Consider the following 15582-nt stretch of genomic DNA (forward strand, 5'->3'; position numbering starts at 1 on the left):
GTATGGTATAAGGAATTTGACGAAACCGTCTTGCACCTCCTTGTTGGGGAACCCTAACCGATATAAATCAAACTCCTTGTCATAACCTTTAATAGTTAAGTAACCGCTCTGGTAGATTACGGGAATGGGGTTGGTTGACTCGGAGTCCACACTATTGAGCACGTCGGCATCAACCTCGGCATTCTCCATGTGGTCAAGATTGTAGTTGTGACGCACAAGCAATGTGGCAAGATAGGTGGGGGTTCCAGTCTCAAACCAGTAGCTCTTGAAAATCCTGTTCTTCAGTGTGTTAAGCACGCTGAATGGGTTGTACATCCCCACAGCGTTTTCAAGAAAATGGTAACCGTCATACATTAAGCGGAGTTTTTCGACCGCTTGCTCGTAGGATAGCTCATTGCTCTCGGCCAGCATCTCAATGTGTGGCTTTAATTGAGTTGTGAGTTCAACCTCTGTGATGCCGCAAATCTCGGCAAATCGTGGACTCATGGAGATATCCTCCAGATTGTTCATGTCACTGAAGACACTCACTTTGCCAAACTTCGTCACACCGGTGAGCAGGGCAAACTTGATGCACCCGTCCATAGTCTTCATCGCGCCGTAGAACGGCTTGAGTGTGTTGCGGAACTCATCTTGCAGTTCCCTGTTGCCAATGGCCTGCAGCAACGGCTTGTCATACTCGTCAATGAGAATCACGACGCGTTTGCCAGTGAGCGTGTAAGCTGCCCTGATTACTGCCTGAAACCTCAAGCCATAAGCATCACCATCGCTATGCAGTCCATATTTTGCCTCTTGGGTCGATAGAAATTCATCGAGCATTTGGTCAACGGCATCTGGAGTCTGGTACTTGTGGCTATTCAGGTCGAGGTGCATGATGGGGTAAGGCTCCCAATCCCATTTCACTTCTTCACTAGTGGCGATGAATAGTGGATTGCCCACGGTGCCATCAAAGAGGTGCTTCTTGCCTTCAAAAAATGCTTTGATGGTGGACATGAGCAATGATTTCCCAAACCGACGCGGACGGGAAAGGAAGTAATACTTACCCTCGTCAACCAATTTCCAGATTAACGGTGTCTTGTCTAAATACACATAGCCATCGTTGCGAAGACCTTCAAAGTCTTGTATGCCTACAGGTAGTTTCATTGCCGTGCTCATGTTACATAAGTATTTTTGCGGTTATTATTTATGTCACTGCAAAGATACGATTTTTTCATGAATTATTGAACGTGCACGCGCATAAAAAAAACGGGCCTTGTTTCTCAACAAGTACCCGTCTTGTATTCACCTATTGGAAAGTTATCTTTGCATTTTACAGTTTTTTCTTTTTTTACATCTTAACAACCTTGCCGCTGGTTGTGCCGTCGGCGTGGTGGTAGTGTGCTACTACGATCTCGCCCTGTGCAGGCTTCTCGATCTTCATGCCCTGGAGGTTGAAGTACTCGGTAGAAGTGACTTCGCTTACTCTCTTCTCGCTCACGCCAGTGACGATGACTGATGTTGCGCGGGTGGGGTTGCTGTTCTTCTCAATGTAGTTGCGCATTGCGGGGTCGATGCTTGAGAAGCTGCGCTTGGGAGCGTCTTCGTCTTCGCTGAACCATGTCACTGTCTGTACGAAGGGTCTTTCAAAGTGAGCCTTCACGTAGTAAACAGCGGGGAAGATTTCAGTTGAGCTGGGAACGAATGTCTTGTCGGCCAGGAAGTCAACCACGTAGAAGAATGGATCGCCTGTCTCGTCGAGCACTTGGTCGATAAGTTCGGGAGTGAACTTGTAGGCGCTGCCGTCGGTTGTCTCATCCACGAGCTCGTAGTGACCTTTTTCAATCAGATTGCCGAACTCGTCGTAACGGTCGTTGTGGCCGCGGAAGAACTTGGTGATGGGCTCGAAGTCAACGTCGTTGCTAGCGTCCACGCGGCGACGGTGCACTGTGTAGTAGTCGGGCAGCTCAGCAACATAGTCGTCCTCGTCAAGGTTGCTTTCGTTCTTGATCTTGTCCCAAGTGATCTCGGCGCAGTACTCGCCGGGGCGTGTTGCGTCGCCCACATAGAATGTGCCACCGCTGTTGAGCACGAGTTCAGATGCTTCGCCCTGGAAGTCGGTGGGGCGGTCATAGTTGCCATAAGAGTTGTCGCCTGTGGTGCAAACCTCTACTGTGAAGAACAGGTCGTTGTTGTCGAGAGCGTGGCACTCGCCTTCCTCGTAGTCACACACGTGCTTTGAGAGTGCGCGGTCAACGTGGATTGTGATGAAGCCTTCTTCGTCGGGCTCGATGGTGCCCAGGTCAATGTTGAAATCACCGTTCTCGTCCTTGCCAACCAGTGTGAAGGTTGTTCCTGACTGTCCGATGCGTGCTACGCGCTCCTCGGCGTTGCACCAGATGTAGTAGTGCGCGATATCATCACTCATGATGGGCTTGAAGCGAACGTCCATTGTGTAGAGTTCCAGTTTAGCGTCCTTGACGGGGTCGGGTGTGCCAGAGCGGTACATCTTCTTAACCTGCACCTCGGTGCGCTTGCCCTGTGCGGTGACGATGTTGCTGCACAGCTGGTCGTCGGCGGTGGTGTAGATGAGCTGGTAACGTGCATCGTAAGAGCGTCCGGGAACCGACTTAACCTCGTCCTTGTAACCAGCAGCCAGGTTGAGCACTTCTTGCATTGAAGTCCACTTTGCGGTGCTCTGCTTGCCGTTGAGGGTGTAGGTGTAAGTTGTGGTTGTTTTGCCCCAAGTTGTTGTTGTCTTGATATCGTTGATCACGAGAGTGTTGAGGGCGGTTGATCCCTGTGTTTCCTCGTTGCGCATGAGCTCGAACTTATCACCCTTTGCCAGGTCGCTCAGTGCGGGAGTGAACTCGTTGGGGCGAGAAGAGATGTCGTTGGTGATAAGGTTGTAGCTGCGGTGGATGTGGTCAGCGCTAGGAGTGTACTGGCTCTTGAACACGTTGCCGATGGTCAGGTCAAAGAACTGCTCGGTTCCGGGGATGTGGATAGTAACCTGGTTGGTCACAGCGTTGCCAATCTCCTCACCCATGCGCTCGCCCTTGGCGTTATAAGTGATGGCGCGAGTGATGATGTAGTAAGTCACGTCATATCCGTTAGCCTTGGGCTTGGGAAGGGTGTTGTCGATCCAAGTCTTCACGTCAACAAGACCGCCTTCAACCCACAGTTCGGTAAATTCGTCGCTGCCCTCGATCTGGCGATAGATGTGGCTTTCTTCCTTGATACCGCCGTTCTTGCTGTTCCAGGTGACGAACTCGATGTCGCTTTCACGAGCCTTGTCGATAGAAGTCTTCCAGTTGAGCTTAGCCGAGAACTTGCAAGAACCGGTTGCGCCGGCAGGCTTGTCGATGCGCTCGCCTGTGAGCTTGTTCACATAGAAGAACACCTGGGGTATGCTGCCCTTGCTGTAGTCGTTGTTCTTGTTGTTGGTTGTACCTTTAGCTGTTTCGGGAACAAAGAGCATAGCCGATACAGAGTAGGTCTTGCCAATCGAAGTCTTGCCGTAGAGGGTTGTGAAGTGGTTCTTCTCAAGCGAGTTTGAGCAAGAGTGAGGCACGGGGAAGAAGTCACCGTCCTTGAGAGCGTCGTAAGAAGCGTTGAGCTGATCCCAACCATCACCGCTGGTGCTTGTGCAAGCCGAGAACTCGTTGTACCAGCGCATGGGCATCTTGTAAGACTCTTCAAGGTAATACTTGCTTGATGTCGAGTTGCTCTTCCATTCAGCATCACCAGTGTAAATGCTGCTGGTGCGGATGGCGAAGTAGAAACGGTTGGTTGTGGCATCATAGTGATAGAGGTCACCGTTACCGATCTTGGTGCTCTGCTTCACGGTGTGGATAGCCTTCACGCCATATTTAATCTGGTTGTAAAGCGAAGGAGTGGCTTTCCAGTTGCTGCCCTTCCAGTTGTCGTTAACCTCAACGAAGATCACATCTCCGGTCTTTGTAGCGGTGGGCTCAACGGGAGTGGTGGTTTTCCAGCTCTTTGTGGCTGTATAATACCAGTTGTTAGTTGAATATTGAGAAATACCTAAATATTCTTTGAGATACTTCTGTGTAGTTGCATCGTCGAGGGGTGCGTTGTGGGTAGTTCCCTGGGCGCCCCATGACTGGAATGATGTTGCGGCTGCGATAACTGTAAGTGCGCTTGCCAGAATTTTGCTGTAAGTTTTCATAACTATAATTTTTTTGTCGTCACTTTATTTTAGGTGAACCGACTGGTGAATAAATTCGTTTTTAGAGTCACGCCGTGTCGTGCTTGGCGTTTTGTCTGGTGCAAAATTACAACCGCTTTTCAGGTTCAATGGGACAATGCGTCAAATGTTATAGACCGCTTGCAGCAATGTGTGATAGTTTTTACCATTTTACCCATTTTTTACGCAAAACACCCCCGTTTTACGGATTTTGGACACGGATTTTGGACATTCAGGGCGTTTTTTTTGCGTTTTTCCTGGAAATTACTGAATTTTTTTCTTGAAAAAATAAGGGAATTACTGAAAGAAATTATTCGAAATTGAAAGAAATTATATTAAAACCACAGGTCGTGAAAAAAAAATTACAATACACTGATAGAGTTTTTTTGTGCGGAAAAAGAAATTTCGATTAATTTCAGTGAAGGCAAAAAAACGACAGCCTTGTTTCGCAACACTGCTGTCGTTTTTCAGGGACCAGGGATGCCCTGCGTGGAAAGTTTTCACATTGTCCAGTCATGCGTGCATCGCTGCACTGCTACTAAAAAACCTAACTACATTTCAAAGCTTGACCATTTTTCAGAACTTGACTATCCTAGCTGTTGTCGAGCCGTCGCTCATGCGATACTGCACAACCACGATTTGCCCGCGGGCAGGATTGACCACCTTGGTACCTTGCAGCGAGTAGTAGGTGGCGCCCACGATCTCACTCTTGACCACATCACGCACGCCGGTCACGATCACGCTGGCTGCACGCGTGGGGTTAGAATTCTTCTCGATGTAGTTGCGCAGGTTAGAGTTGCCTTCGGCGTCGAACGTAGCGGGTATAGCCTTAAACGGGGTCTCGTAGTGAGCCTTCACGTAATAGACGGCAGGGAAGTCGTTGTCGCTGGCGGGGACAAACGAGAGGTCGGAGAAGAAATCCACCACCTTGAAGCCGCGGGCCTCGGGGTCATCCTCGACTTCCTTGATTAATTGCGGGGTGAACTTATAGGGCGAGCCGTCGGTGGTCTTGTCAACCAGCACATAGTTGCCTCGCTCAATGAGATTGCCGTCATCGTCGTAAACATCATTATGCCCCTTGATGAACTGCGTAATGGGCACATAGTTCACCTCCTCGTCGATGTTGGTGTTCCAACGGTACACGGTGTAGAAGTCGGGCTCGCCAGCCACATAGTCGCCTTCATCAAGGTTGGTCTTGTCCTTGATTTTGTCCCAAGTGATCTCGGCGCAGAACTCGCCCGGCCGGGTGGCGTTGCCCTTGTAGAAAGTGCCGTCGGAATTCACCACCAGCTCGGAAGCAATACCCACAAATGATGTCGCGCAGTCGTAGTTGCCATAGGTGTTGCCACCTGTGGTGCACACTTCTACAGTGAAGAACAGGTCGTTGCGGTCGAGTGCGCGCCCGTTGCCTTCCTCATAGACACACACATGCTTGTCGAGCGAGTAGTCAACGTGCACTGCGAGATACCCGTCCTCATCGGGCACCACTTCGCCCAGGTTCACGTTGAAGTCGCCATTAGCATCCTTTCCCACAAGGGTATAGGAAGTGGCCGACTGCCCAATGCGTGCCACGCGTTCCTCTCCGTTAGCCCAGATGTAGTAGTGGGCAATGTCGTCGCTCATCACGGGTCGGAACCGCACGTTCACCGAGTACAGTTCCTCTGGGGCGTTCTTCACCGGGTCGGGCGTACCCGAGCGATAGGCATCGGCGACGCTCACATCGGTGCGTTTGCCCGACGATGTCACAATGTTAGAGAAGAAGTCTTCGCCTCCCGAAGTGAACACGAGCTGGTAACGCGCGTCGAACTGGCGTCCCGGGATCGAGCGCACCTCGTCGCGGTAGGTAGCCGCCAGGTTGAGCACATCCTGCATCGATGTCCATCGCGCCGTTCCGGGAGTGCCATTGAGCGTGTAGGAATACTCGCCGCCGCTGATGCCAGTCACCTCAAGCGTGTTGAGCGCCAGCTGGTTGATATTGGTCTCATAGCGTAACAACTGCATCCGGTCGCCTGCATGCAAATCGTCAAGCGAAGGCGTGAACTCGGTGGGTGCGGCCTTGATATCGTTAGTTATAAGGTTGTAACTCAACCCTATGTGATGTGGCTCGGGGACAAACCGGCTATTGTAACCATTGGCAATCGCCAGTTCAAAATACTGTGTGCCCCCAGGTATGTGCAGCTTCACCTGATTGGTCACAGCGGTGGCTATCTCCTGTCCTAGCCGATTGCCAGCCGCATCATATGTCACTGCCTTGGTGATCACATAGTAGGTCACGTCATATCCGTCTTCCTTGGGGTCGGGCAAGGTGGTGTCGGTCCATGTTTTGAGATCGACAAGACCATTTTCCACCCAAATCTCCTGAAAACTGTCTTCGCCCTCAATCTTGCGGTAGATGTGGCTTTCTTCTTTCATGCCGCCCACCCTGCTGTTCCACGGCACAAAGTCAATACCCTTTTCGAGGGCCTTGTCGATTGAGGTCTTCCAGTTGAGCACAGCGTCATACTTGCACGTCCCCGGAGTGCCATGCTGCTTCTCGACGCGCTCGGCAGCCAGCTGGTTGATGTAGAAAAACACCTGCGGCACGCTGCCCGAGGCAAAGTTGCCGTTCTTGCTGTTGGAGGTCACATTGGCGCCCGTGGGCACAAAGAGCATGATCGACACCGAATAGGTCTGCCCCACTGTTTCCTTGTCGTATAACAAGGCGAAGTGGTTCTTTTCGAGCGAATTGGAGCATGAGTGCGGAGCTGGCAGGAAATCACCGTCTTTCAAGTCATCATATTGTGCCTCGAGTTGGTCCCAACCTTCAACCGCAGTGTTCATGCACGGCGACACCTCGTTGTACCAGCGCATGGGTTTCTTGTAAGTTTCTTTGTAGTAAAACAGGTCATCATTGCTGGTGGGTTGCCATGTTGCAGTAATACTATTTTCAGGGTTATAATAGAAGTCGCTGGTGCGTATGGCAAAGAACATGCGATTGGTCGTCACGTCGCAATGGTACACCTCGCCGTTGCCGATAAGGGTGCTTTGCGTCACATCGTGTATCTTCTTGATGCCATATTTCACCTGGTCATAGACCGAAGTGTTCACTTTCCAGTTAGTTCCTTTCCAGCGGTCGTTTACCTCCACGAGGATGGCATCGCCCGGCTGCGTGGCAGTGGGCTGGTCGGTAAGATGATAGGTGTAGCCCGTCATGAAGAACCCCGTGCGCGTGGCTGTGTAGTGCCACTCATCCGTTCCGTTGACACGGCACTTCCTGAGGCCAAAATAGTCTTTGAGATAATGCTCCACGGTGGCATCGTCGAGCGGATCGTCGTGTGTGGTGCCTTGCGTCACCTGCGTCCAGGCAGGCTGCGAGACTACAATCATAATTGCAATTAAGAGTACAGTGTTAGCATGTTTCATAATTAGAATAAGATTTATAAGGTGATTGTCATCGAAAATTGTGCTGCAAAATTACACCTCGCCTAATCCCAATCTATTATAAAACGAAAAAATAATGCGACACTACTATTGCCAAAACGTTCATTTCATTGCATTACACACCCCAGCGGCACGGGAAGTTAGGCATTGTCCCTGGCGGGACAACATAATAGCATCACTTTTTTGAGGACTCCCCGCGCGGATCTCACTGAACTCTCTGATTTTTTCATTGAAAATTATTGTTGTCCGGCAAAAAAAGAAAATATTATATTTTGATTTTTATGCTTCGCTTATAAAATAGCTTGCTCTGCAAGCAAAATGGAATTACCTCACAGATAGTGTATTATCATTTTGAGGACAGAGTCCTCCATTTTAAGGGAGGTTCGCTGGTCGCAGACCTGCGGGCTGCCGGTTATACAATTCACCCTCGGTTGTCAGCAATGGGGCTGGCTGCCGAGGGTGAATATTTTTTTCTTCCCGTTACGAAAGGTTATTTCTTGCGGTTGCGGACGCTGCGGGCGGCTCCTGTCGAAGCGCTCTTGGTGGCCTTGGGCTTGCGCTCTTTTACTTTACTCTTGGAAGATTTAGCCTTCGCGTCTTTCTCTTTCTCGGCCTTGCTTCCGCGTTTTGTCTTCACGCTCTTCTTACTCTCTTTCTTGGCTTTGTCGTCGGTTGCAGTCTCGTCGGCAGCTTCCTCGGTTTCCTCGCCGTTCTTCTCGGCTTCGAGTTTAGCCTTGGCTTCGGCACGTGCCTTGAGTTCCTCGCGCGAGGGCACCCACAGGTCCTTGTTGAATGCCTTGAGGCGCTGCTCGATGCTGTCTTGAGCGTGCTTGTAGGCTTCCTCGTCGGGGAACTGCTGCCGCAACGACTGGTTGCGCAGGTTCTTGGTCTTGTAGATGTCGCCTGTGTACATGTTGAGCTTGAAGAAGTCGTCAAGGCTGTAACGAGACAGGTTGTTGTCGTCGTCGGTGAAGACGTATTGCTGTGCCATGTAGGGGCGTATGTCGTTGAGTTTCACCCAGAACATGGGGTACTTAATAGCCTCGCCGCCAAACTCGTCCATGCGGTGCAGCACGGGACAGAGGGCGTCGACGCGAGTCTTCATCTGGTTGCTGCGGGTGTCAAACTCCCAGCGCTCGATGATGTAGTAACTCAGGATTTCGTTGCCGGGAATGTCGGCATCCTCGATGTCATACTTGGGGTGCTTGTCGTTGCTGCCCTTGGCAGGAGAGTTCATGATGTGGAATCGGTCGAGCATCTCGTCCACCTTGATTTTGTACTCATCGGTGAACATCTCGCGTCCGTCGAGGTACTCATAGGCGCAGATCTGGTCGTTAGCGAGCAGACGCATGATGATGAAGAACAGGCTCTGTCCGTCCTCGTTGGGTTCCTCGGGATAGTAGAGAGCCGAGTTCTTGCCCTTGGTGAGGTCGAGCGAGCGGTAGATGACCTTCATCCACTGCAAGTCGGCGTCGCTGGCCTCTTTTACCTCGTAGAACGATTGCTGGCGTCCGGTGATGGCAGCAGCTTTCTCGTCCTTGGCCTTGCGGTCGCTGTCGTTCTTTTTCACAACCTGTGCACTAGCGGTGGATGCAACGGCACCCACGAGCAGAGTGGCTAATATCAGTTTGAGAGTCTTCATATTTTGTTTCTATGTTCTGTTATCAATTAGTTGATGATCACCTCAATGGGGGCAAGGTCGCGTGTGATGCCGTCGGGTCCCACAGCCTTGACGTGTGAGATGTAGAATCGCTTGCCGTGTTGCAGGCGGCGTATCGCTGCCAGCTGACGCTCGCTGAAGTTGCTGCCGCTTGAAAGTTCGGGGATAGCGTTACCCATCGAGTCGAAGAAGACGGTCTCGAAGCTCAACACCTTGTAGTCGATGTTGAGGATGTCGTCGTCGATAGCAGCGTCAACGCCACGAGCCGAGAGGAGCGTAGCCTTGGGGAATGGGCGTCCGCCCTTGTAACGGCTGGGGTTGCCGCTAGCGTCCTTGAAGGCGATGAAAGGCATGGGGTCGGGCAGCTTGCGCACGCGGAACTTGGTTGAGCCCACGTTGGTGCGCTGTCCGTCCATCTCGGCGCTCACTGTGATCTCGCACTCGGCACCCACCTTGGTGGGATGAGCGATCCATCCGTTGCCGCTCTTGGTGAGCGTGCCGTTGGTCATCGTGGCGCTGATAGAGTTCTCGGGCACGCCAGGCACGGCGATGCTGATGGGGTTGTTGATGCCGGCATAGAGCACGTTCATCATTGTTGCCGAAACGGTTGCCAGCGGGTCGATCACGGTGTAAGAGGACTTGAACTCACGCTTGGTGACCGAACCGTCGCGTCCCATGACCTCGATGTAACCCGAGTAGTCATAGTTGCCGGCAGCACCTGTGCCCACCTCGTAGAGTCCACGGTCGTTGTTCAGGCGATGTCCGTTGATATAGACAACAGGTCGCTGGGTGGTATCGACAGCCGCAAGCACGATGTTGGCCGAGTACTTGGTGCCGCGCATCACGATGCGTGACTGCGGAACGACGAAGGCGTCGATGAGGTTGACGCGCAGGTCGCCCATGTCCACGTTGGTGAGAATCTGGTTGAGCACCTCACCCTCGGCATATCGCACGCTGTTTTGCAGTGTTGACAGCAGGGTCACCGCTGCAATAGCAGGCATGTTTTCAAACATTGTTTCTTCCCACAGCTTCTGGTCGCCCTCGCCTGTCTTGGGCGGAGTTGTTGAGAGAGCAGCAGCCACGTTCTTGCGTTTAGCCTCGTCGTCGAGGAAACCGATGATGTAACTGCGGTACTGGTCGATGCGCGCACGCAGAGCCTTGCCCTTGCCAGTGCCGGGTGCGAGCATCACCTGCGACGCTGCGTCAAGGTTGTCGCGGTTCACGATGTCGTTCACATCGGCATCATCACCGTCGGCAGCACGCACGATTTCATATTTCAATGAGTCGATGTAACTGTAGAGCTTGTCGGTCTTCGCCCTCACGTCGGTCGCCTTGTCGAGCCACACCTTGCCCTTGCCAGGGTTCTTCTCGTTGAACGCCTGGAGTTGCTGGTAAAGGCCCACGTTGCGCGCCGTGATGGTGCGGTTAGACCTCTCAAGGGCATCGGCCACCTGGCTGAAGCCGTTGAGCACGTCGCTCGACACATTCAGGGCAAGCATAGCCGTGAGGACGATGTACATCAAGTTGATCATCCTCTGGCGCGGCGACATCCTGCCCACTGATTGGTTTTTACCACTTGCCATCTTTTATAATTGTCTCAAAGAGGTGTTGTTGTGATTAAGAAATTGAGTTCTCGGTTAAGCGTCCTTGTTGTCGTCGTCGGGCATGCCGGTGAGTCCACCCATGGGGCGGTACATGTTCACGGTCATGGCCTTGATCATCTTCTCATAGACGCCGTTGAGCTGCTTCATGTAGCGAGCCATCTTCTCGGTCTCGTCGCAGTAGTGTGCGCTCTCGGCCGCCGACTTCTCATACATGTCGCGGATATCCTTGAGGCCACGGTTCACGCGGTCGATGCTATCGAGCTGTGACGAGATGCTCTTGAGCTGTATCTCGTAGATGGTGTTTAGGCCGCCGATGTTGCGGTTGAGCGCTTCCATCTGCTCAACGTAGCCGGTAGAGCTCTCGCTGATGGTTGTGCTGTTGTCGGTGATGGCCTTGTAGCTGCCCAGCAATGTCTCGCTCACCTGGTTGAGAGCGGTTGTGGTCTCGCTGAGTCGCTGCATCTGCTCGCTGATGGCGCTCATCTGCGACAGGTACTGCTGGGTGGCGTCGGTGAGCTCGGCCATGCGCGAAAGCTGGTCGCTGGCAGCCGACATCTTGGCTATGCTCTCGCTGAGCGAGAGTGAATCTTCAGGAGAGAGGTCAATGCCCTGGGGGAGTCCCACTGCATTGAGAGCCTGGGCCTGGGTGACGCCTTGCACCGCGCCCTCGCCTGCTGCGGGAGCACCGCTGCCACCGTTAATCACGATGCCAGAGCCGCCGTTGAAGTCGGGGCGGTCTTCGGGGTTCTCCGATGCAAGCACGGGGAACACTTCTTCCCACTTGTAGCTCTTCTCGGGACGGTCAAACGCGGTGAGGAGGAACATGAGGACCTCTGTTCCCATACCTATTGACAGCAGGGTGTTGCCGCCGGGCAAGTGGAGGATCTTGAACAATGCGCCCCAGATAACCACGGCTGCACCTATACTATAAGCGGCGTTGAAGAAACGCTGGCCTTTGTCTCCCGAAAGGAAGTGCGCGATGCCGCTCAATTTTTTACTCTTACTCATCTCAGTATTAAAATGCTATGTTGGTGTTGATGATCTTTATTGCTGTGTCTCTATATATAATATATGTGTGCACGCCATTATTTCTTGCGTTTGTTCTTGGTGTAGCCCACTTTAGAGCGCACGCAGCGGAAACCGATGTAGCTGCGCTGCTCGTTCTGGTACTCCCACATGCGAATGTCGCTGCGAATGTTGTGTGCCACGTCTTTCCACGAACCGCCGCGCACGATCTTGCGCGACATCTTGTAGGGGTCTTCCTTTGCCACATAGTAGCGGTACTCGGGGTTGAGGTCGCTGGTCATGCGGTCGATGCTCTCGGTGTAGGCAGTCGAGGTCCACTCGCTCACGTTACCGGCCATGTCGTAGAGACCGAAGTCGTTGGGCTGGTAAGTTCCCACGGGAGCGCTGATGAGGCTACCGTCTTTCACATAGTTGCCCTCCATGGGCTTGAAGTTGGCATAGAAGCAGCCGTCGGTCTCGGTGAGCGGCAGGTCTCCTTCCCAGGGATACTTGTTCTGGTCCATGCCCGCACGAGCGGCATATTCCCACTCGGCCTCGGTGGGCAGGCGGAAAGGCTCAACGTAAATGCCTTCCTTGCCCAGCGACTTCTTGAGGAACTCGGTGCGCCACACGCAGAAAGCGTTGGCCTGTTCCCAGCTCACGCCCACCACGGGGTGGTTGTTGTAGTTGCCGTTGGCAAAGTACATGCGCACGTAGGGTTCGTTGTAGGCGTTCTCAAAGTCGTTGACCCAGCAAGTGGTGTCGGGGAAGATGTTCACGATATAGGTGTTGACAAAGTCAAACTCATTCTGCAGCGGGCGTGTGAGAGTCTGGCGGATGATGCGTCCCTCGTCATCTACATAGGCAGTGTCTTTGCTGATCATGGGCGTAGCGGGAGCCGCATGGTCGGTGTTGTAGTCACGTCGCTCGGGGTCGAAGCGGTTCTTGCGCTTTGCGGCCTCGGTGAGGTTGTAGATGTCGTAGCGGTAGTTCATCTGCGCGGGGTCAAGTTCCTTGACACCGGTGATGGGGTTGATCTTGTAAACGCTCTCGATAGCACGTTCCTCGTCCTCGCTGGGGTTTTTCCAGGGAATGTTCTTGTTCCAGTTGAGGTGAGGTGTCACGGGGTTGCCCTCCTTGTCCTCTTCAATCTTGAACTCCTCGTTGCCGCCATAATTGGGGTCGGCCAGGCGCTCGCGAATGATAGAGTCACGCACCCAGTAAACAAACTGCTTGTACTTGGAGTTGGTGATCTCGGTCTCGTCCATCCAGAACGCATCCACCGAGATGCCATGAGCAGTGGAGTCAGTGCCCCAGATAGAGTCTTTCTGCGACGGTCCCTCACGCATTGAGCCACAGTCAACGAGCACCATGCCATAAGGGGTGGGCTCGCTGAATGTTGAAGCGCCCACACCAGTTACCTCGCCGCCCACAGGAGCACTCCTGCGAACGCCGCCACACGATACCATCACAATTGCGATTGTCAGTATAAATAATAATTTTTTCATATTCTACATTATACGAATACTCTTATGTTTGTTTTTATTTCTTTCTCCCATGTTAAGTTTCAGGTTGTATCCCACGAACAGCTCGTGGCTGCCGCTGCTGGCCTTGCGTATGTCGTTGATGGGATAATCATAAGAATAGCTGATGAAGAAATTCTTATAATCGGCTCCCAGCAGCAGCGACACCGCGTCGTTGTGCCTATAAGCGACGCCGCCGCTCAAGAACTTGTTGTAACGCACGCGGGCAGTAGCCTCGGCCTGAAAGAAGTCAAGATCGGTCTTGACCATCAACGAGGGCTGTAATTCAAATAACGTGTTTTTTACGGGAATATTGCTACCTGCCATGAAATAATACTGGCGTTGCACGTTAAATTCATATCTTTTTTCCTCGTCGTTCTCCATTTTGAGCGACACCGTGGGTGCCAGAGCGTGGGTCGTTGACAGTCCCACCCAGAACTTCTTGTGGGTGAACATCACGCCGCCGCTCAGGTCGAAAGTGGTGCCGGTGACGTCGCTGTGCGGTATCGCATCGTCGGCGCTGCTGTGTGCCTCGTCGCCCTCGGGGAGTATTATCTCTGACCCCTTGAAGGTCTCGTTGATGATGCCAGCCTGCACACCCACGCTGAGCGTTCCGCCCAGCATCTTCTTTTTCCACGACAGCTGCGCGCCCGCCTGGAGCGAGCGGTAGAGACCCTCGTTTTCCTGCTGGATTGACACGCCGGTACCCCAGCGACGGCCTATGAACTTGAAGGGCATGTCGGCCAGGGCGATAAACGACATGGGGGCATGCTTGATGCCCACCCACTGCAGGCGGCTGCCCGCATTGATGTGGATATAGTCGATGTTGCCAGTAGCAGCGGGGTTATAGTAACTGGGCACATTCCAGTACTGGGTGAGCTGCGCGTCGAGCTGGGCGCGCGCCTCGCCGGCTCCCATGACCATGAGCATCACGAGCGCAAGCAGATACAGGTATGTGCGTTTATTGTTGTGCATCAGCGTTTATTCAAAGTTAAAGGTGACAACCACCATGTTGTTTTGCAATTTATCCACGCTCTCGGTGAATCGCATCATCTCCGGATTGTCCTGCAAGTCGGGGCGATTCTTCTTGAGCAAATTTTTCAGTCCGAAGCAGAATTTCACCTCGGGACACAGCTTGAAGAACGGCAGGTAGAAATCGCACCCCATGCCCACCGACAGCATCACGTCCATCTTGCCCAGCTGGTACTGCTCGCTGTGGTCCTTGCTCAAGTCCCACACTGGCATAACTCCCGTGGTCACATAGGGGCGCAGGTTGTGGTAGCGCAGCGACGACACCTTGAGGTCAACAGGAGCGACCAGGTAGGTGGCCTTGACATTCTGGCGCTGGCGCACATGCGTGTCGGGTTCGTCGATGAGAGCCATCGAGTTGCGGAACTGCACCACCTTGTTGCCGAAGTACATGCCCGGAGCCACACGCAGGTTGAAATGCTTGCCCAGTCGCCAGTCGGCGAGCACATTGACGCAAAAACCAGGCGAGTGGTTAGGCACATCGGCCCACCACTGCTCACCATCCTCGGTGATATGACCGTTGTTGGTGATGTTAAGGTCCTGGAAATTAAGGCCCACCGAGAAACCGAAGTGCAGTTTCTTCATGTCGGCATACTGGCGGTTCAGAATCTTGTCATTATCCTGAGCCACAGCTACCAGTGCACAAAGCACCAGCAACATCAAGCATATAATGTGTCGAAAAAAACGTGTCATTGTAAAATTAATAACGTATTTTTTCTCAACTTATTGCCAAAAAAGCAAAAAAACAGCGATTTTTCTTTATTTAAGGTGGAGGACGCCGAATAATTTTGACGGGAAGTGCGGCCACTTCGAGGCCGGTTGGGGGGAGGGAGTTCCTTGCCGACGGCCTGCGGCCATTGGTTACGATGCAATGTGACGACTTCGTCGTCATGACACTAATCGGGCAACAATAGAGGATATCGCAAAAACGCAAGGTCATCCAGACGTTGCAGTTCTTGCATTTCGAATTCTCTGTCGTAGAATTTCATTTTTTACAAACTCAACTTTAGCATGTAAAACCATTTGAGCCTCACCTATTTGATCCGATTAGCGTCCTGCTGGACGCAGTGCGTGTTGCATTTCTTCCCCCACCGCCACTTCGTTCGGCGGTGGGGGTTATTCAGGTATTGTCCTGCCGGACAATAAATTAGCAATATT

General features: G+C 52.6%; 9 protein-coding genes. All 9 read right to left on the reverse strand.

Going from position 1 to position 15582, the window contains the following annotated elements:
* Positions 1 to 1140: AAA family ATPase (locus tag ACKI3C_RS10425; RefSeq protein WP_407404757.1), on the reverse strand; the 1140-nt coding region annotated here is incomplete at its 3' end.
* 184 nt (positions 1141 to 1324) lie between these two features.
* Positions 1325 to 4165, reverse strand: a complete 2841-nt coding sequence (locus ACKI3C_RS10430) for a hypothetical protein (protein WP_407404759.1) — start codon at positions 4163 to 4165, stop codon at positions 1325 to 1327.
* 594 nt (positions 4166 to 4759) lie between these two features.
* Positions 4760 to 7549 carry a hypothetical protein gene (locus ACKI3C_RS10435; protein ID WP_407404761.1) on the reverse strand — a complete coding sequence of 930 codons (2790 nt, stop codon included), beginning with the start codon at positions 7547 to 7549 and terminating at the stop codon, positions 4760 to 4762.
* A 544-nt stretch (positions 7550 to 8093) separates the two neighbouring features.
* Positions 8094 to 9245, reverse strand: a complete 1152-nt coding sequence (gene gldN / locus ACKI3C_RS10440; RefSeq protein WP_407404763.1) for a gliding motility protein GldN — start codon at positions 9243 to 9245, stop codon at positions 8094 to 8096.
* 26 nt (positions 9246 to 9271) lie between these two features.
* Positions 9272 to 10846: a gliding motility protein GldM gene (gene gldM, locus ACKI3C_RS10445; protein WP_407404765.1), complete on the reverse strand. Its 1575-nt coding sequence runs from the start codon at positions 10844 to 10846 to the stop codon at positions 9272 to 9274.
* Positions 10847 to 10900: 54 nt separating this feature from the next.
* Complete coding sequence (gldL, locus tag ACKI3C_RS10450) at positions 10901 to 11875, reverse strand: gliding motility protein GldL (RefSeq protein ID WP_407404767.1); 975 nt, start codon at positions 11873 to 11875, stop codon at positions 10901 to 10903.
* Positions 11876 to 11952: 77 nt separating this feature from the next.
* The gene (locus ACKI3C_RS10455; RefSeq protein WP_407404769.1) at positions 11953 to 13380 is read right to left on the reverse strand and encodes an SUMF1/EgtB/PvdO family nonheme iron enzyme; all 1428 of its coding nucleotides are present in this window, start codon (positions 13378 to 13380) and stop codon (positions 11953 to 11955) included.
* Between the two features lie 3 nt (positions 13381 to 13383).
* Positions 13384 to 14370, reverse strand: a complete 987-nt coding sequence (locus tag ACKI3C_RS10460; protein WP_407404771.1) for a type IX secretion system membrane protein PorP/SprF — start codon at positions 14368 to 14370, stop codon at positions 13384 to 13386.
* 6 nt (positions 14371 to 14376) lie between these two features.
* Positions 14377 to 15117: a porin family protein gene (locus ACKI3C_RS10465; RefSeq protein ID WP_407404773.1), complete on the reverse strand. Its 741-nt coding sequence runs from the start codon at positions 15115 to 15117 to the stop codon at positions 14377 to 14379.
* Positions 15118 to 15582 lie beyond the last annotated feature (465 nt).

It is taken from the genome of Sodaliphilus sp., assembly GCF_045598405.1.
In the GTDB taxonomy this organism is placed as follows: domain Bacteria; phylum Bacteroidota; class Bacteroidia; order Bacteroidales; family Muribaculaceae; genus Sodaliphilus; species Sodaliphilus limicaballi.